Source organism: Micromonospora sp. WMMB235 (genome assembly GCF_001855515.1).
In the GTDB taxonomy this organism is placed as follows: domain Bacteria; phylum Actinomycetota; class Actinomycetes; order Mycobacteriales; family Micromonosporaceae; genus Micromonospora; species Micromonospora aurantiaca.
On record NZ_MDRX01000001.1, the window covers coordinates 2764756 to 2782178 of the forward strand.

Genomic DNA, 17423 nt, shown 5'->3' on the forward strand with positions numbered 1-17423 from the left:
ATCATGAAGTTGACGGCGACAAACCGGACACCCCGCACGGCCAACCTCATGATCATCCACCCTGCTCGGTGATCAAGGAGTTTGTGTCACCCGGGAGTTCCTCCACGCCCCCAAACTCCTTGGTCAACGGGGCGGGCCAGGGCGGGGGCAGGGGCAGGGCTGGCGCGACTCGGCGATCTTGCAGTTGGGGCCCCGTTGAACAGGGCATAACCGGCAATCTGGGGGCCGGAAGTGCAAGATCGACGGAATCGGGGCGGGTGTAGAAGGCTCGGGCCCGGGTGTTGCGCTCCCACACCTCCAGCACGCCCAGCGCCAGTCCATCGTCCTCGAGGTGCCCTACGAACAGCGCGTGCAGCGCACCACCCACGCCTCGTCCCCTTCTCCGGGTCGACGTGGATGGAGCTGCGCGGTCGTCCGCGGATCCAGGTCGGAGGAGTGCGGCGGCCCCAGGGCCAGCACGCCGGCCAGGGCACCGTCCACGATGGCGCAGCGCACCCGCTTGTGCGCCGAGGTGATCGCCGCCGCCCAGCCCCGCCTCGCGCACCTCCACGACCCCTCCCTCGACCCCAGACATCCGGCGATCTTGCGATTGCGGCCCTCCCTGATCGGGCGAAGCCGACATCAGGAGGGCCGCAAGTGCAAGATCGACGCGGAAACCAGGCGCGGAGGGCGCGGGTGGGGGGCAGGTCAGGTCAGCTCTGGGCTCGGGCTCCGTTTGTGGCCGGGTCGACCGGGGCGGCGTCCAGGCCGGAGATCCAGCCGGTGACGTCACGCGCCACATCCTGGGCGGTCAGCCGCAGGTCGGCCAGGATCTGCGCGCGGCTGCCGTGCGGGTGCCAGTCGGCCGCTACGCCGAGGTCCTTGACCGGTACGCGGACGTCGGCGTCGCGCATCGCCTGGGCCAGCGCCGAGCCGACGCCGCCGATGCGTACGCCGTCCTCCACGGTGACCACGAGCCGGTGCGCGGACGCCAGCTCGACCAGTTCGGCCGGCACCGGGCGCACCCAGCGCGGGTCGACCACTGTCACGCCGTATCCCTGCTCGGCGACCCGGGCGGCGACCTCCACGCCGAGGCCGGCGAACGAGCCGACCGCCACCAGCAGCACGTCGGTACGCGCCGACTCGGCCAGCACGTCGACCGGGCCGACCCGGCGTACGGCCGGCAGGTCGGCGGCGACGGTGCCGGTCGGGAAGCGCAGGATGGTCGGGCCGTCGTCCACGGCGACCGCCTCGCGCAGCTCCTCGCGCAGCGTGGCCGAGTCGCGGGGCGCGGCGATCCGCAGGCCGGGCACCACGCCGAAGACCGACATGTCCCAGATGCCGTAGTGGCTGGGCCCGTCCGGGCCGGTGATGCCGGCCCGGTCCAGCACGAACGTGACCGGCAGCTTGTGCATGGCCACGTCCAGCAGGACCTGGTCGAACGCGCGGTTGAGGAACGTGGCGTAGACCGCGACCACCGGGTGCAGCCCGCCCATGGCGAGGCCGGCGGCGGAGGTGGCCGCGTGCTGCTCGGCGATGCCCACGTCGTACACCCGCTCCGGGTACTTGCGGGCGAGCGTGGCGATGCCGGTGGGCTCGGCCATGGCGGCGGTGATGCCGACCACGTCGGGGCGCTCGTCGGCGATCGCGACCAGCTCGTCGGCGAAGACGTTCGTCCACTTCACCGACGGCACGGCGAGCAGCTTGCCGGTCTCGGCGTCGAACGCGCCGGGGCCGTGCAGGCAGTCGGCCTCGTCGTCCTCGGCGGGACGGTAGCCGTAGCCCTTGCGGGTGACCGCGTGCACGATCACCGGGCCGCCGAAGTTCTTCGCGGCGCGCAGCGCCGCCTCGACCGCCGGTACGTCGTGACCGTCGACCGGGCCGACGTACTTGATGCCGAGGTCCTCGAACATGGCCTGCGGGGCGACCGCGTCCTTGATGCCCTTCTTGACCGCGTGCAGCACCTCGTACATCGGCTTGCCGACGAACGGGGTGTTGCCCAGCGCGTCCTTGACCGTGTCGAGCACCTTCTCGTAGCCGGGGTTGAGCCGCAGCGACGACAGGTGGTCGGCGAGGCCACCGATGGTCGGCGAGTAGGACCGGCCGTTGTCGTTGACCACGATCACCAGCGGGTTGCCGGCGGTGGCGATGTTGTTCAGCGCCTCCCAGCACATGCCGCCGGTGAGCGCGCCGTCGCCGACCACTGCGACCACTGAGCGCTTCTCGCCACGCAGCGCGTACGCCTTGGCCAGGCCGTCGGCGTACGACAGGGCGGTGGAGGCGTGCGAGTTCTCGATCAGGTCGTGCTCGCTCTCCGCCTGGCTGGGGTAGCCGGAGAGGCCACCGCGCTGGCGGAGCTTGTCGAAGCCCTCCTGCCGGCCGGTGAGGATCTTGTGCACGTACGCCTGGTGGCCGGTGTCGAAGAGGAGCCGGTCACGCGGGGAGTCGAAGACCCGGTGCATCGCCAGGGTCAGCTCGACCACACCGAGGTTGGGGCCGACGTGGCCGCCGGTGCGGGAGACCTTGGCGATCAGGAAGTCACGGATCTCGGCGGCGAGGATGTCCAGCTGCTCGGCGGTCATCCGCTTCACGTCCTGCGGGCCGCGGACGGTGCCCAGCAGCCGACCGTGGTTGGCCGTGCCCTCTTCAACACTCATGACCGGAGAGTCTATCGGCCGCGGAACAGTCCGCAGCCTGGCCGTGCATCGACCCAGGTCAGGCGTCCACCACGAGCCGCCGGGGCGCGGGTGGGCGCGGCGCGGCGACGGACGGGCCCGCAGGGGTCCAGGAGCCGAGCACGGCGGCCCGGGACGCCCCGGTCACCGACGGCACCGCGCCTGGTAGCCCGTGCCAGGACAGCCAGCCCAGCAGCGCGAACGCGTACGCCTCCTTGGCCTGGGCCGGTACGCCCAGCTCGTCGGTGGTGCGCAGCCGCCAGCGTCCCGCGCCCAGGGCCGCCAGCCGCGCCCGGAGTGTGGGATTGCGCACTCCCCCGCCGGCGGCCACCACCTCGGTGACCCGGTGCCGGTCGCAGGCGTCGGCCACCGTGCGGGCGGTCAGCTCGGTGAGCGTGGCCAGCACGTCGTCGGCCGCCACCGGCTCACCCAGCCCGCTCAGCGCGGCGTCCAGGTAGCCGCCGTGGAACAGCTCCTTACCAGTCGACTTGGGCGGCGGCGCGGCGTAGTACGGCTCGGCGAGCAGCCGGGCCAGCAGCGCCGCGTGCACCCGGCCGGCGGCGGCGCGGACGCCGTCGACGTCGCAGGGCCGGTCCAGGAAGCGCCGGGCGGCGGCGTCCAGCAGCGCGTTGGCCGGGCCCACGTCGTACCCGAGAACCGGCGCGCCGGGCGCGACCACTGTGAGGTTCGCGATCCCGCCGAGGTTCAACGCGGCCCTGGCACCGGCCTCCGGGTCGAGCAGCAGCGCGTCGAACGCCGGGACCAGCGGCGCGCCCTGGCCGCCGGCCGCGACGTCCGCCGAGCGCAGGTCGTGCAGCACCGGTACGCCCACCCGGGCGGCCACCCGGGCCGGCGCGCCGAGCTGGAGCGTGCCGCGTACCCGGCCGTCCTCGACCCAGTGGAAGACCGTCTGCCCAGGCGACACCACCGCGTCGGCGGTGCCCCCGGCCAGTTCGACGCCGGCCGCCGCCGCCTCCGCGAACACCTCGCCGAGCCGGTTGTCCAGCCGGCAGACCGCCTCGATCGTGGTGGCCGCCGGGGGCAGCAGCGCGCCGATCTCGGCCCGCAGGTCGTCCGGGTACGCCAGCTCCCGGTGCCCGAGCGGCCGCAGCCGCAGCGTGTCGCCGTCGGCGGTGAACTCGGCCGCCACCACGTCCACGCCGTCGTAGGACGTGCCCGACATCAGCCCGACGATGCGCAAGGAAGGGCCCCTTCTTAACGGATCCGGTAGTGGAAGGGCCCCTTATTAACGCGATCAACGCGCGGAGCCGGGACAAGATCAATCCTGCGGGGGCAGGAACAGGCCCACCAGCTCCACGTGCTGGGTCATCGGGAACAGGTCGAAGCCGCGCAGCGCGGCCAGCCGCCACCCCGCCTCGGCGAACGTGCGCACGTCCCGGGCGAAGGCCGCCGGGTCGCAGGCCACGTAGGCGACGGCACGCGGCCGGGCGGCCACCACACCGCGGACCACCGGCGCGCCCGCTCCGGAGCGCGGCGGGTCGAGCACCACCAGGTCGACCGGGCCGGTGATCCGGCGCCGGGTCAGCGCCGCCTCCACCCGCGCGGCGACCACCTCGACGGCGCGCAGGTCGGCCAGGTTCTGCCGGGCCGCGGCCACCCCGTCCGGCGCCGACTCGACGAGCGTCACCCGGGCCACGTCGACCCGTTCCGCGAGCGCGGCGGCGAACAGGCCGGCCCCGCCGTACAGGTCCCAGGCCGTCTCACCGGGCCGCGGCTCGAGCAGGTCGAGGACCGCGCCGGTCAGCGCGTCCGCCGCGGCCGGGTGCACCTGCCAGAACCCGGAGGCGGGCAGCGTGAAGGAACGCCCGGCCGCCGTCTCCCGGACCCGCTCCGGCCCGCTCACGGCCGTCGGAACCCCATCGGTGTACGCGACCACGGCGACGTCCCCGCCGGTGCTGGCGACCGTCTCCACCGCGTCGGCGTCGGGCCAGCGGGCGCCGGTGGGCGGGAGCACCGGCAGTTCCTGGATCGCCGGGTGTGCGATCAGGCACCTGTCGATCGGCACCACCTCGTGCGAACGGTGCTTGAGCAGCCCGGCCCGCCCGGCCGCGTCGACCGCGTAGCGGACCCGGGAGCGCCAGCCCAGCGGCCCGCCGGGCAGCGCCTCGATGCGTACGCCGAGCGCGTCCACCTGCTCCGCGGTGAGGCCGCCCAGCCGGGTGAGCTGCTCGCGCACCACGGAGAGCTTCCAGTCGAGCTGGGCGGCCGGGGCGACGTGCTGGAGGTCGCAGCCGCCGCACCGGCCCGGACGGGCGTACGGGCACGGCGGGGTGACCCGGTCCGGCGAGGCGGTGAGGATCTCCACGGCATCGGCGCGGGCGAAGCCCCGGTGCAGTTCGGTCACCTCGGCCACCACCCGCTCACCGGGCAGCGCGTGCCGGACGAAGACCACCTGCCCGCCGACCCGGGCCACGCAGTGCCCGCCCGGCGCGACCGCGTCGACTGTCAGCTCGACCCGCTCGGCCTCCTCCAGCCCCGGCCGGTCCACCGACGCAGGGCCGGAGGGCGCAGCCGTCGGCGCGGAACCGGACCGCCCGGTCGCAGGACCGGAATGCTCGTCGCCGCTCACGGCCGCTCCTCGCGCTCGGTGCCGGGTGTGGACGCCACCGGCGGCGGCAGGGTGCTCTGCGGCGCCACCCGGGGGCCGCGCGCCGGGCCCCGGCTCAGCGTGGCGTCCAGCCGGTCCAGGTTCTTGCCGGCGGTGGACGCGAGCTGCCAGGGCACGCTGGTCACCATCACGCCCGGCTCGAACAGCAGCCGCCCCTTGAGCCGCAGCGCGCTCTGGTTGTGCAGCAGGTTCTCCCACCAGCGCCCCACCACGTACTCGGGAATGAAGACGGTGACCACGTCGCGCGGCGACTCCCGGCGCACCGATGCGACGAAGTTGAGGATCGGGCGGGTGATCTCCCGGTACGGGGAGTCGATCACGGTGAGCGGCACCGGCAGCTCGCGGCGCTCCCAGTCGGCCTGGAGGTCGCGGGTGTCCTGCTCGTCCACGTTCACGGTGACCGCGGTGAGCGTGTCCGGCCGGGTGGCCCGCGCGTACGCGACGGCCCGCAGCGTCGGCTTGTGCAGCTTGCTGACCAGCACAATGGCGTGGTTGCGGGCGGGCAGCACGCCCCGCTGCTCGGTCGGCTCCAGTTCCTCGGCGATCCGGTCGTAGTGCCGGCGGATGCCGAGCATCACCACGTACATCACCGCCATCGCGACGATCGCGATCCAGGCGCCGAGCAGGAACTTGGTGGCCAGCACGATGATCAGCACCACGCCGGTCATGACCATGCCGAACGTGTTGATCGCCCGGGAACGGAGCATGCGGCGGCGCGCCTCCGGGTCGCGCTCGCGGCGCAGGTGCCGGTTCCAGTGCCGGATCATGCCGGCCTGGGAGAGCGTGAACGAGACGAACACCCCGACGATGTAGAGCTGGATGAGCTTGGTGACCTCGGCCTGGAAACCGATGATCAGCACGATCGCGAAGACGGCCAGGAAGAGGATGCCGTTGGAGAACGCGAGCCGGTCGCCGCGGGTGTGCAGCTGGCGGGGCAGGTAGCGGTCCTGCGCGAGGATCGAGCCGAGCACCGGGAAGCCGTTGAAGGCGGTGTTGGCGGCCAGGAACAGGATCAGCGCGGTCATCCCGGCGACCACGTAGAGCAGCACCGAGCCACCGCCGAACACGGTCTCGCCGAGCTGGGTGGTGACAGTCTTCTGCACGTACCCGTCCGGGCCGGAGATGATCTGCGTGCGCGGGTCCTCGACGAACTGGAGGCCGGTGAGGCGGGCCAGCCAGATGATGCCGACGAGCATGGCCACCGCGATGCCGCCGAGCAACAGCAGCGTGGTCGCCGCGTTCTTCGACTTCGGGCTCTTGAACGCCGGTACGCCGTTGGAGATCGCCTCCACGCCGGTGAGCGCGGCGCAGCCCGAGGAGAACGTCCGTAGCAGCAGGAACACCAGCGCGAACCCGGTGACGCTGTGCTCGGCCTGGATCTCCAGGCCGGCGCTCGGCGCGCGCAGGTCGTCGCCGAGCACGAAGACGCGGATCAGCCCGGTCAGCAGCATGCCGCCGATCACGATCACGAAGCCGTACGTGGGGATGGCGAAGGCGGTGCCCGACTCACGCAGGCCGCGCAGGTTGATCGCGGTGAGCAGCACCACCGCGCTGACCGCGATGAGCACCTTGTGGGTGGCCACGAACGGCACCACCGAGCCGAGGTTCGCCACGCCGGAGGAGACCGAGACGGCGACCGTGAGCACGTAGTCGACGAGCAGCGCGCTCGCCACCGCGAGGCCGGCCTTGGGCCCGAGGTTGACAGTCGCCACCTCGTAGTCGCCACCGCCGGAGGGGTAGGCGTGCACGTTCTGCCGGTAGCTCGCCACCACCGTCAGCATGACCACGACGACCGCGAGCGCGACCCACGGCGAGAAGATGAACGCCGAGGCGCCGGCGATGGACAGCGTCAGGAGGATCTCGTCCGGGGCGTACGCCACGCTGGAGAGCGCGTCCGAGGCGAAGACCGGCAGCGCGATGCGCTTCGGCAGCAGGGTGTGCTGGAGGCGGTCGGACCGGAACGGTCGACCGAGGAGGAGTCGCTTCAGCAGCGAGGTGGGTCGGGCCACAACCGCCAAGCGTACGACCACCGGGTCCGGGGCGCTGGGGTGGTCGATCTCCCCCGCGTGCGGCCGCGCGGTACGGTTCGGTCCCCCGTCCGGCAGGGGGACGTGGCAGGCTCGCAGACGACGGGTCGGCGGGCGGCGCCGTGGGAGGAGCGGACACCGTGCATGTGGTGATCATGGGCTGCGGGCGGGTCGGGTCGACCCTGGCGCACAGCCTGGAGTCGCGTGGACACTCGGTGGCGGTGATCGACCAGGACGCGGACGCGTTCCGCCGTCTCGGGCCCGACTTCGCCGGCATCACCGTCACCGGGGCGGGCTTCGACGGCGAGGTGCTGCGTCAGGCCGGCATCGAACGGGCCGACGCGTTCGCGGCGGTGTCCAGCGGCGACAACTCCAACATCATCTCGGCCCGGCTGGCCCGGGAGACGTTCGGCGTGTCCCGGGTCGCGGCCCGCATCTACGACCAGCGCCGCGCCCAGGTCTACGAGCGGCTCGGCATCCCCACCGTGGCGACCGTCCGGTGGACCGCCGACCGGATGCTGCGCCACCTCGTCCCCGAGGGCAACGTGGAGATCTTCCGCGATCCGACGAGCACCGTCTCGATCATCGAGGTGCCGGTGCACAAGGACTGGATCGGCCGTCCGCTGCGGCAGCTGGAGCAGGCCGTCGGCGCCCGGGTGGCCTACCTGAACCGGTTCGGGATCGGCACGCTGCCCACCGCCTCCACCGTGATCCAGGAGGGCGACCAGGTCTACATGCTGGTGACCGACGACATCAACGGCCCGGTCACGTCGGTGGCGGCGGCGCCGCCGGAAGGGGGGCACTGAGCCATGCGGATCGCCATCGCCGGCGCCGGCAACGTGGGCCGCTCGATCGCCCAGGAGCTGATCGACAACGGCCATCAGGTGATGCTGATCGAGCGGCAGCCGAAGATGCTGCGGCCCGACCGGGTGCCGGCCGCGGACTGGGTGCTCGCCGACGCGTGCGAGCTGGCCAGCCTGGAGGAGGCCGACGTGGCCGGGTGCGACGTGGTGGTGGCCGCCACCGGCGACGACAAGGTCAACCTGGTGGTGTCCCTGCTGGCCAAGACCGAGTTCGCGGTGCCCCGCGTGGTGGCCCGGGTCAACCGGGCGGAGAACGAGTGGCTGTTCACCGAGCAGTGGGGCGTGGACGTCGCGGTGAGCAAGCCGCGGGTGATGGCGGCGCTGGTCGAGGAGGCGGTCACCGTCGGCGACCTGGTCCGGCTGATGACGTTCCGGCAGGGCGAGGCGAACCTGGTCGAGATCACGCTGCCGCCGACCGCGCCCTACGTGGGGCAGGCGATCCACGCGGTGCCGATCCCCCGGGACGCGGCGCTGGTGGCGATCGTGCGCGGCAAGCGGGTGCTGGTGCCGACCCCGGACGACCCGATCGAGGCCGGCGACGAGCTGGTGTTCGTCTGCACTGCGGCGGTGGAGGACGACGTGCGCGCGGTGATCCTCGGCCCGCCCAGCGCGGACCGGCACCGCGACCGTGCCTGAGGCGGCGGCGTCAGGAGCCTGGTAGCGGGGTGGGTGCGGTCTCCCGGGTGACCCGGCGCACCACCCACACCGTGATCAGCAGCAGCAGCGCGTACGGCGGGTAGCCCAGGGCGAGCCGGGCCACGCCGAGCGCGGTGTCCTGGTGGGCCAGGTAGAGCCCGGCCTGTACGCCGACCTTGGCCAGCCACACCACGCCCCACAGCACGGTGAGCTGGGTGAAGGTGCGTACCAGCTTGGGGTCGTCGCGCCACTCGGAGCGGCCCTTGGCGACCAGCACCGACCAGATCCAGCCGACCAGCGGCTGCCGGATCGCGGCCGACAGCAGCAGCGCCAGGCCGTACCCGATGCCGTAGAGGATGCCCGGCAGGTAGAAGTCGCGCTCGTCGCCGGTGCGCAGCGCCAGCAGCGCGCCGACGCCGACGCCGAACAGCCCGTTGACCGCGTGCCGCACCGGCTTGCGCTGGGCCAGCCGCAGCCCGGCGATCAGCAGCGCCACCGCCACCGAGGCGTACACGGCGGGGCGCAGCTCGCCGATCACGTTGGCGATCACGAAGACCACCACCGGGATGCTCGACTCGACCAGCCCGCGCCATCCGCCGAGCTGGTCGGCCATCTGCTCGGCGAGGCTGGGCAGCCGCTCCTCGTCCTGCGGGCCGAGACCCGACGGGGTGTGCTGCTGTCCGGTCGTCACTTCGGCGACTCCAGCTCGTAGTACGGGTTGTAGATCACCTTGCGGTCGTCGCGCACCGCCACCCGGCCGCGCGCGGTCAGGTGCCGGCCCGGCTCGATCCCGGCGATGTGCCGGCGGCCCAGCCAGACCAGCGTCACCACGTCGTTGCCGTCGTAGAGGTCGGCTTCCAGCGTGGGCAGGTTCGTGCGGGGCGTGTAGACGACGGTACGCAGCCGCCCGGCCACCGACACCACCTGACCCCTGTTGCACTGGTGGGCGGGCGTGCCGCCGGACTCGGCGCTCTCCCGGCGCAGCTCCTGCGCCTCGATCTCGGCCTCGCTCGCGGTGAGCCGGTGCAGGAGCCGCCGCAGCGACCCCCGGCTCTCGTCGGTCGTCATGACCTCCGCGTCACCCTCTCCACAGCGGGGCCCCGCGGGCGGCGGAACCGTCCCGCCAGCGTACGCGCAGTGGCCGCCCGGCGGGAGCGGCGTGGCGCGTACCGCCGGCCGGGACCGGACACGCCGCGGGCCCGGCGCCGGTACGACGCCGGGCCCGGGCACGTGTGGATCAGACCTCCTGCGAGTCGGCGGCCTGCTGCTCGGCGACCTCGCGGGGCAGCCGCAGCGGCAGCGGCTCGCGCACCGGCTTGGCCTCCTGGCCGCGGTCGACGACCAGGCCGTCCAGGCAGGCCGCGAGCGGGCCGGCGGCGGCCGGGTCGGTGGCGGCCGCGCCCTGGAAGACGCCGCGCACCATCCAGCGCGGGCCGTCGATGCCGACGAACCGCAGGTCGGTCGGCCCGTCCGGGGTACCCACCCGGGCGCGCAGCTCGGGCCCGTGCTCCCCCTCGACCTCCTGGGCGGTCGCGCCGTCGCTGACGAGCGACTGGCGGATCTCCTCGCGCACCTCGTCCCAGATGCCCTCGGAGCGGGGCGCGGCGAAGACGCCGAGCTGGAGCGCGTTCTGGCCGTGCACCAGCACGACCTGCTGGATCACGCCCTGCGGGTCGGCCTGGACCCGCACCTCGACGTCCGGCACCGCCGGGATCCGCAGGCTGCCCAGGTCGAGGCGAGGCGCCTCCGGGGCCTCGCTGACGTCGTACGGGCCGCGGTCCGGCGCCGACGGGGTCTCCTCGGCGTCGAGGACCCCATTGTCACGCGCCTCGTCGGCCCGCTTCCGGGAGAAGATCACTGCGCCCACCCTCCGCTGTTCACACTCACCCTGCCACCTCTTCGCTCTGCCCGCCGGACGGCGCCGGGACCAGCCCGGCGTGCCCGCCGGTGGACCCGTGCCCGCCCGTGCCACGCCGGGACTCGGGCAGCTCGGCCACCGGCCGGAACTCGGCCCGGGCGACCCGCTGGACCACGAGCTGCGCGATGCGGTCACCCCGGCTGATCTTGGCCGGCGTGTCCCGATCGTGGTTGATCAGGTTGACCAGGATCTCACCCCGGTAGCCGGCGTCGACCGTACCGGGCGCGTTGAGCACCGTCACGCCGAGTCTGGCCGCGAGTCCGGATCGGGGGTGCACCAGCCCGACGTAGCCGTCCGGCAGCGCCACCGCCACGCCCGTGGGCACCAGGGCCCGGCCGCCGGGGGGCAGCTCGACGTCCGCGGCGGCCACCAGGTCCGCACCGGCGTCGCCGGGATGGGCGTACGCCGGCAGTGGCAGCTCCGGGTCGAGCAGCCGCACGGGCACGGGTACGACGTCTGTCACGGTCATCCTCTTCCGTCCGGTCCTGCGGGGTGCCCCTGCCATCCTGCCGGTTGCCGGGCCGCTCGCGCGCCGTACCCTCGTCTGTGTGCGTCAGTCGTCATCTCCGGCCGCCCCGACGGCCACCGCCGCGCCGTACGCGGAGCGTCTCGGGCTGCCCTGGTGGGCCTGGCCGGCCGGGCTGGCCGCGGCCGGTCTGCTCGCGGTCGAGCTCTGGATGGGCGCGACCGGGGTGCGCGCCTGGCTGCCGTTCGTGCTGCTGATCCCCGCTGCGGTGGCCGCACTGTGGTGGCTGGGCCGGATCCGGGTCGAGGTGCGTGACGGCGAGCTGCGGGTCGACGACGCCCACCTGCCGGTGCGGTACGTCGCGGACGTGGTGCCGCTGGACGCGGCCGGCCGGCGCGAGGTGCTCGGCGTCGGCTCCGACCCGCTCGCCTTCGTGGTGCAGCGGCCGTGGATCGGTGGCGCGGTGCAGGTGGTGCTGGACGACCCGGCCGACCCGACGCCGTTCTGGGTGGTCAGCACGCGGCACCCGGTCCAGCTGGCGACCGCCCTGCTGGCCGCCCGCGACGCGGCCTGACGGTCCACCGCGACCCGGCTCGGCCCGCCGCGGCCCGGCCCGGCTCGGCCCGGGACCGGTCAGGACGGCGCCTCCGGCAGGGCACGCGCGGTACGCCGCAGGTCCTTGCGCAGTTGCTCGCCGAGCGCGCGGGTGGCCCGGCGGTTGAGGTAGCCGGCCACGGCGGCGCCGGTCAGGAACGGCCCGAGCGTGGTGAGGTTGCGCCCGAAGCGGCGCATCAGGCTGTCCCGCAGTTCCCGGCGGGCGGCGGTGCCGAGCACCGCGCTCACCCCGACGCCCGGCATCATCGGGTTGACCCCCCGCTGGGTGGCCCAGGACTGCACGAGCGCCACGGCACGGCCGGTGCCGCCGGGCGGCAGCGGCACCCGGTGGACCTCGTGCAGCTCCCCGATCAGTTTCAGCTCGATCGCCACCACGGCCACCGTCTCGGCGGCCAGCAGGACGGGAGCGGAGAGCAGGGTGGGCGTGACCGCCCATTCGACGGCGGCGACCCCGCCGCCCGCGGCGCCGACTCCGGCGGTGGCGCGGGACGCGTTGCGGACCAGCCGGTCGGCGAGCGCCTCGTCGTCCAGGCCGGGAAAGTGCCGCCGCAGCGTGGCGAGGTCGCGGATCGGCACGTGCGGGGCGACCTCGGCGACCGTGTCGGTCATCCAGCGCACCGCCGCGCGGGGCTTGAACAGGTCGGTGATCCCGCGGGCGCGGGCCTGCCCGACCAGCCGGGTCAGCAGTTGCCGCCGGCGGGCGGGCGCGATGTCGTCGGCGGTCAGGGCGGCGACGGTGGCGCCCAGCTCCGCGGTGTCCGGGCTGTCCGGGCCCGGTACGTCCGGGCCGGGCTTGTCCGGGCCGGCTTCTTCGCTGCGCTCGCTCACCCGTCCGCCCTCCTGCTCCGCGCGGCGTGGCAGCCGCCCGTACGAGTCAAGCAGCTCCCGGCCGAGCGCGCACGGCGGCGGCTCGAACAGCGGCGGCCCCGTCGAGGAGGCCGCCGCTGGTGTCCCCGGTCGGGATCAGACGCACTCGCGGCAGATCAGGTCGCCGTTGCGCTCGACCGCCAGCTGGCTGCGGTGGTGGACCAGGAAGCAGCGGGCGCACCGGAACTCGTCCTGCTGCATCGGGAGGACCTTGACCGTGAGCTCCTCGTCGGCCAGATCGGCGCCGGGCAGCTCGAAGCTCTCGGCCACCTCGGCCTCGTCGACGTCCACGGCACCCGACTGTGAGTCGACCCGCCGGGCCTTGAGCTCTTCCAGGCTGTCCTCGCCGAGGTCGACCTCGTCGCGACGCGGGGCGTCGTAGTCGGTGGCCATCGGTTTCACTCTCCAATATCGATATTGTCGCTGCCGGTTGTAACGCCGGACGACGCCGTTTCGGTTCCCCTGACCGGCCACCATCTCTGTCGGGCACCCGACCCGAAGAGCGGTGGGCCGGGCTCGCCGGTGCGAAATGCCCCCGGTGAGCGCGGAACCTTACCCCCCCTGTGGGCGAGGCATGTATACCGCCCTCGCGGGAGAGATGTACGCCTCTGCGCCCGAAGTTGTTCCCAATGTGACTCAGGCGACACGAAGATAGGGGTAGTCCTACCGGTTCACCGCGTGGCGCGCCGGTATGTCGGACTGTTTCCACGCCTGAGCCGGACAAGCGTTAACCTCAGCGGCGTACTGGACGGCCGACAGGTCGCGGCCCGACCGCGTCGCCCGCCACCACCCAATCACTGTCCGGGGAGCGCCCAGGATGAGTTTTGCGCGAGTGCGGGCACTCGTTGTCGTCGGACTGCTGGCGGTCGTCGCCCTGGTCTTCGTGGTCGTCGCCGTGCTGAAGGACAGTCAGGGCACAGCCGGTACGGCGGCCGCCTGCCCCGATGGCTGGCCGCTGGTCGACCTGCGCCTGCGGGAACAGAAGGACGTCAAGATCAACGTCTACAACGCGACCGACGAGGCCGGCCGGGCCGGCAGCGTCGCGGACGACTTCCGCAACCGCAAGTTCCAGGTCAAGAAGGTCGGCAACGAGACCAAGGCGTTCGACGGCGTGGCCGAGCTGCGGTTCGGGCCCAAGGCCGTGGGCTCGGCGCACCTGCTGCGCGCGTACTTCCTCAACGAGGCCAACCAGAAGTTCGACCCCAAGCGCAAGGACGACGTCGTCGACGTGGTGCTGGGCAACCAGTTCCAGCAGCTCGCCACCACCACCGAGGTCAACCAGTCGCTCGGCGACCTGGGCGCGCCGCAGGCGCCGACCGGCACCTGCCCGATGCCGATCGAGAAGTAGGCGACGGGCGCACCGACGGCACAGGGCGGTCTCCCCCGGGGAGGCCGCCCTGTCGCGTGTCCGGCGCCGTCACGGCCCGCCCGAGGCGTCCAGGTCGGCCAGCCGGTCGTGCAGCGGCCCGTGCAGCACCGGCGGCGCGGCGAGCACCAGGTCCGGGCCGGCCGGGAGGCCGGACAGGCCGGTCACCAGCAGCCCGGCCTCCCGGGCGACCAGCCCGCCCGCGGCCAGGTCCCAGTCGGCCAGACCCTTCTCGTAGTACGCGTCCACCCGCCCCTCGGCGGCCAGGCAGAGGTCGAGCGCGGCGGCGCCCATCCGGCGGATGTCCCGGATGTGCGGGATCAGCTCGGTCACCACCCGCGCCTGGTGGGCCCGGCGGTCGGCGTCGTAGCCGAACCCGGTGGCGACGAGCGCCTGCCCGAGGTCGGTGGCGGCGGAGCCGTGCAGCCGCTGCCCGTCGCGCCAGGCGCCGCCGCCGAGCGTCGCGGTCCACTCCTCGCCGGTGACGATGTTGCGGACCACACCGGCGACCACCTCACCGGCCACCTCGGCGGCCAGCGAGACGGCGCAGTACGGCAGCCCGTACAGGTAGTTCACGGTTCCGTCGATCGGGTCAAGGATCCAGCGCACGCCGTCGGGGCCGGCCGGGCCGGTCTCGCCCGCGCCGTACTCCTCGCCCAGCACGGCGTCGCCGGGCCGGCGCTGCCGCAGCGCGGCGACCACCTGCCGCTCCACCGCCCGGTCGGCGGCGGTGACCACGTCGGTCACCGTGCTCTTGGTCGCGGCCACCGAGACGCCCTCGACCCGCATCCGGTACGCGGTGGTGGCGGCCTCCCGGGCCACATCGACAGCGATCGTGAGCAACTCCCGCGCCGTGGGCGTCGAGATGATCATGTCTCTCCCCTTCCGGCACGATCGGGACCGGCCGTCTCGTGCGCGGGTATCATCCTTACAAAGTCCACATCTGCGCCGAATCTGCGGTCCCGGACCGCAGGTCCGCCGTGCGGCGCGGGATGATCGCGGCAGACGGCGTTACAATTCACCCTGCCCACGCGCCACGGACCGCCAGCGACCGGACGGCCCGGGACACGGGGGTCCTCAACGACTCGCCCGGCGCGGCCGTCCCATGCTGCGCCGGACGACCCGGCCGTGCTCGCTCTTTCGCCTCCGGAAGGTCTTCGTGACAGATCCCCGCCAGACCGGCGCCGACGTTCGCTCGCTCACCGACACCCTGATCGCCCACGCGCAGAGCGCCGGCGGCCAGCTCACGTCGGCCCAGCTCGCGCGCACCGTCGAGTCCGCTGAGGTGACCCCGGCCCAGGCCAAGAAGATCCTCCGCGCACTCTCCGAGGCGGGCGTGACGGTGGTGGTGGACGGCTCGGCGAGCACCCGCCGCCGCGTCGCCGCCGCCCGGTCCGCCACCCCGGCCTCCCGCGCGACCACGGCCAAGACCACCAAGAAGGCCGCCGCGCCCGCCCCCAAGCAGGCGCCCGCCGCCGAGGAGTCACCCGCCCCGGCCCCCCGGAAGGCGACCGCGCGCAAGGCCACCACCGCCGACGTGGCCAAGGCCGCGGCCCCGGCGAAGGCCACCAAGACGACCCGCGCCACCAAGGCCACCGTGGCGGCGAAGACCGCAGCGGCCAAGCCGGCCAAGGCCGGCGGCAAGGGCGAGGGCCCCGACGGCGAGATCGATCCGGAGGAGCTGGCCGCCGAGATCGAGGACGTGGTGGTCGAGGAGCCGGCCGAGCTGACCCAGGCCGCCGAGGCCGACGCGGCCAGCTCCGCCACCGACAACGACTTCGAGTGGGACGACGAGGAGTCCGAGGCGCTGAAGCAGGCGCGCCGGGACGCCGAGCTGACCGCCTCCGCCGACTCCGTGCGGGCGTACCTGAAGCAGATCGGCAAGGTGCCGCTGCTCAACGCCGAGCAGGAGGTCGAGCTGGCCAAGCGGATCGAGGCCGGCCTCTACGCCGCCGAGCGGCTGCGCGCCGCCGACGAGGGCGAGGAGAAGCTGGTCCGCGACCTCCAGCGCGACCTGATGTGGATCTCGCGGGACGGCGAGCGCGCCAAGAACCACCTGCTGGAGGCCAACCTGCGGCTCGTGGTCTCGCTGGCCAAGCGCTACACCGGCCGTGGCATGGCCTTCCTCGACCTCATCCAGGAGGGCAACCTCGGCCTGATCCGCGCGGTCGAGAAGTTCGACTACACCAAGGGCTACAAGTTCTCCACCTACGCCACCTGGTGGATCCGCCAGGCCATCACCCGCGCCATGGCCGACCAGGCCCGCACCATCCGCATCCCGGTGCACATGGTCGAGGTGATCAACAAGCTCGGCCGCATCCAGCGCGAGCTGCTCCAGGACCTGGGCCGTGAGCCCACCCCGGAGGAGCTGGCCAAGGAGATGGACATCACACCGGAGAAGGTGCTGGAGATCCAGCAGTACGCCCGGGAGCCCATCTCGCTCGACCAGACCATCGGCGACGAGGGTGACAGCCAGCTCGGCGACTTCATCGAGGACTCCGAAGCGGTCGTCGCGGTCGACGCGGTGTCGTTCTCGCTGCTGCAGGACCAGCTCCAGCAGGTCCTGCAGACGTTGTCCGAGCGTGAGGCGGGCGTGGTGCGCCTGCGTTTCGGCCTCACCGACGGCCAGCCGCGCACTCTGGACGAGATCGGCCAGGTGTACGGCGTGACCCGGGAACGCATCCGGCAGATCGAATCCAAGACCATGTCCAAGTTGCGGCACCCCTCGCGTTCCCAGGTGCTCCGCGACTACCTGGACTGACCGCGTACGTCAACAAATCGTGCCGGTTTGATCACCAGCCGTAGAACACTCTTTGGTGATCGTTCGGTTGCCTGTTTGTGATCGTTGACGTGGCACCCTTGGTGCACGGCACACTGTCCTCCACGCCAGGTGTGACCTCGGTCCCCCGCGGGCACACAGGGAAGGCAGGGCCCGAGATGGGTGTTGCACGATAGGTGAGCAACCGAAGAGAGTGTTCATCGGTGACGACCAGAGGAGGAAGGCGATGACCCCGACCCTCACGCCGCCGCCCGAGACGGTGAGCCCCCCGGCCGCCGATGAACGGTGCGACCGCTGCAATGCTGCCGGCAAGCTCCGCATCACTCTGGCGGGTGGGAGTGAGCTGGTGTTCTGTGGGCACCACGCGAACAAGTACGCGGAGGATCTCGTGAAGATCACCGTGCGGTACGCGTCGGACCCGGAGTTCAGCTGGCGAGGCGCCGATCTGATGGCGAACTGAGGTCCGACAAGAAGTCCACAACCCGACATGACCGGCCGGAGGCACCCGCAAGGGGAGCCTCCGGCCGGTTTTTCGTGCCGGTGCCACAGTGCGCGACGGTGTTAAGAAGGGGCCCCTGCTCTACCGGAGGCGTTAACAGGGGG

General features: G+C 73.1%; 17 protein-coding genes. 6 read left to right on the forward strand and 11 right to left on the reverse strand.

What is annotated here, in order from left to right; all coding sequences use genetic code 11:
* Window positions 1-692: 692 nt before the first annotated feature.
* From dxs to BFV98_RS11390, 4 genes are all read right to left on the reverse strand, one after another.
* The gene (gene dxs / locus BFV98_RS11375) at window positions 693-2636 is read right to left on the reverse strand and encodes a 1-deoxy-D-xylulose-5-phosphate synthase (RefSeq protein ID WP_013474513.1); all 1944 of its coding nucleotides are present in this window, start codon (window positions 2634-2636) and stop codon (window positions 693-695) included.
* A gap of 58 nt (window positions 2637-2694) precedes the next feature.
* The gene (locus BFV98_RS11380; protein WP_071096245.1) at window positions 2695-3855 is read right to left on the reverse strand and encodes an anhydro-N-acetylmuramic acid kinase; all 1161 of its coding nucleotides are present in this window, start codon (window positions 3853-3855) and stop codon (window positions 2695-2697) included.
* Between the two features lie 78 nt (window positions 3856-3933).
* Window positions 3934-5163, reverse strand: a complete 1230-nt coding sequence (locus tag BFV98_RS11385; protein WP_071096247.1) for a class I SAM-dependent RNA methyltransferase — start codon at window positions 5161-5163, stop codon at window positions 3934-3936.
* A 77-nt stretch (window positions 5164-5240) separates the two neighbouring features.
* A complete protein-coding gene (locus BFV98_RS11390) occupies window positions 5241-7292 on the reverse strand; it encodes an APC family permease (protein WP_013474510.1) in 2052 nt (683 codons plus the stop codon).
* A gap of 158 nt (window positions 7293-7450) precedes the next feature.
* Here BFV98_RS11390 and BFV98_RS11395 point away from each other — a divergent pair, with 158 nt between their 5' ends.
* A complete protein-coding gene (locus BFV98_RS11395) occupies window positions 7451-8116 on the forward strand; it encodes a TrkA family potassium uptake protein (RefSeq protein ID WP_013284798.1) in 666 nt (221 codons plus the stop codon).
* A 3-nt stretch (window positions 8117-8119) separates the two neighbouring features.
* Window positions 8120-8809, forward strand: coding sequence for a TrkA family potassium uptake protein (locus BFV98_RS11400; protein WP_013284797.1), 690 nt, complete (start codon window positions 8120-8122; stop codon window positions 8807-8809).
* Between the two features lie 10 nt (window positions 8810-8819).
* On the opposite strand, the gene BFV98_RS11405 is transcribed toward BFV98_RS11400, so the two are convergent.
* The 4 genes from BFV98_RS11405 to dut form a co-directional block, all read right to left on the reverse strand.
* A complete protein-coding gene (locus tag BFV98_RS11405; RefSeq protein WP_013284796.1) occupies window positions 8820-9500 on the reverse strand; it encodes a DUF3159 domain-containing protein in 681 nt (226 codons plus the stop codon).
* Window positions 9497-9877, reverse strand: coding sequence for an OB-fold nucleic acid binding domain-containing protein (locus BFV98_RS11410; protein WP_013284795.1), 381 nt, complete (start codon window positions 9875-9877; stop codon window positions 9497-9499). Before BFV98_RS11410 ends, BFV98_RS11405 begins: the two co-directional genes overlap by 4 nt.
* 169 nt (window positions 9878-10046) lie before the next feature.
* Window positions 10047-10667 (reverse strand): DUF3710 domain-containing protein, encoded by a 621-nt coding sequence (locus tag BFV98_RS11415; RefSeq protein ID WP_013284794.1) that lies wholly within the window; start codon window positions 10665-10667, stop codon window positions 10047-10049.
* A gap of 25 nt (window positions 10668-10692) precedes the next feature.
* A complete protein-coding gene (dut, locus tag BFV98_RS11420; RefSeq protein WP_030274559.1) occupies window positions 10693-11190 on the reverse strand; it encodes a dUTP diphosphatase in 498 nt (165 codons plus the stop codon).
* Between the two features lie 85 nt (window positions 11191-11275).
* On the opposite strand from dut, the gene BFV98_RS11425 reads away from it, so the two are divergent.
* Window positions 11276-11767: a DUF3093 domain-containing protein gene (locus BFV98_RS11425; protein ID WP_013284792.1), complete on the forward strand. Its 492-nt coding sequence runs from the start codon at window positions 11276-11278 to the stop codon at window positions 11765-11767.
* A 59-nt stretch (window positions 11768-11826) separates the two neighbouring features.
* Here the strand turns inward: BFV98_RS11425 and BFV98_RS11430 are convergent, their stop codons facing one another.
* On the reverse strand, window positions 11827-12636 hold the full coding sequence (locus BFV98_RS11430) for a hypothetical protein (RefSeq protein WP_047893848.1): 810 nt from the start codon (window positions 12634-12636) through the stop codon (window positions 11827-11829).
* A gap of 135 nt (window positions 12637-12771) precedes the next feature.
* Window positions 12772-13068: a DUF4193 domain-containing protein gene (locus tag BFV98_RS11435; RefSeq protein ID WP_013284790.1), complete on the reverse strand. Its 297-nt coding sequence runs from the start codon at window positions 13066-13068 to the stop codon at window positions 12772-12774.
* Window positions 13069-13507: 439 nt separating this feature from the next.
* On the opposite strand from BFV98_RS11435, the gene BFV98_RS11440 reads away from it, so the two are divergent.
* Window positions 13508-14023, forward strand: a complete 516-nt coding sequence (locus tag BFV98_RS11440) for a LytR C-terminal domain-containing protein (RefSeq protein WP_030274563.1) — start codon at window positions 13508-13510, stop codon at window positions 14021-14023.
* A gap of 69 nt (window positions 14024-14092) precedes the next feature.
* Here BFV98_RS11440 and BFV98_RS11445 read toward each other — a convergent pair whose 3' ends face one another.
* Window positions 14093-14914 carry an inositol monophosphatase family protein gene (locus BFV98_RS11445; protein WP_071096249.1) on the reverse strand — a complete coding sequence of 274 codons (822 nt, stop codon included), beginning with the start codon at window positions 14912-14914 and terminating at the stop codon, window positions 14093-14095.
* A gap of 286 nt (window positions 14915-15200) precedes the next feature.
* Here BFV98_RS11445 and BFV98_RS11450 point away from each other — a divergent pair, with 286 nt between their 5' ends.
* A complete protein-coding gene (locus BFV98_RS11450) occupies window positions 15201-16802 on the forward strand; it encodes an RNA polymerase sigma factor (protein WP_041784477.1) in 1602 nt (533 codons plus the stop codon).
* 244 nt (window positions 16803-17046) lie between these two features.
* Complete coding sequence (locus BFV98_RS11455) at window positions 17047-17280, forward strand: hypothetical protein (RefSeq protein WP_013284786.1); 234 nt, start codon at window positions 17047-17049, stop codon at window positions 17278-17280.
* Window positions 17281-17423 lie beyond the last annotated feature (143 nt).

What these genes read in the sequence shown, in the direction of transcription:
- BFV98_RS11445 (WP_071096249.1), bottom strand. Translation starts at nt 14,914, where the DNA reads ATGATCATCTCGACGCCCACGGCGCGGGAGTTGCTCACGATCGCTGTC.
- BFV98_RS11455 (WP_013284786.1), top strand. Translation starts at nt 17,047, where the DNA reads ATGACCCCGACCCTCACGCCGCCGCCCGAGACGGTGAGCCCCCCGGCC.
- BFV98_RS11435 (WP_013284790.1), bottom strand. Translation starts at nt 13,068, where the DNA reads ATGGCCACCGACTACGACGCCCCGCGTCGCGACGAGGTCGACCTCGGC.
- BFV98_RS11400 (WP_013284797.1), top strand. Translation starts at nt 8,120, where the DNA reads ATGCGGATCGCCATCGCCGGCGCCGGCAACGTGGGCCGCTCGATCGCC.
- BFV98_RS11410 (WP_013284795.1), bottom strand. Translation starts at nt 9,877, where the DNA reads ATGACGACCGACGAGAGCCGGGGGTCGCTGCGGCGGCTCCTGCACCGG.
- dxs (WP_013474513.1), bottom strand. Translation starts at nt 2,636, where the DNA reads ATGAGTGTTGAAGAGGGCACGGCCAACCACGGTCGGCTGCTGGGCACC.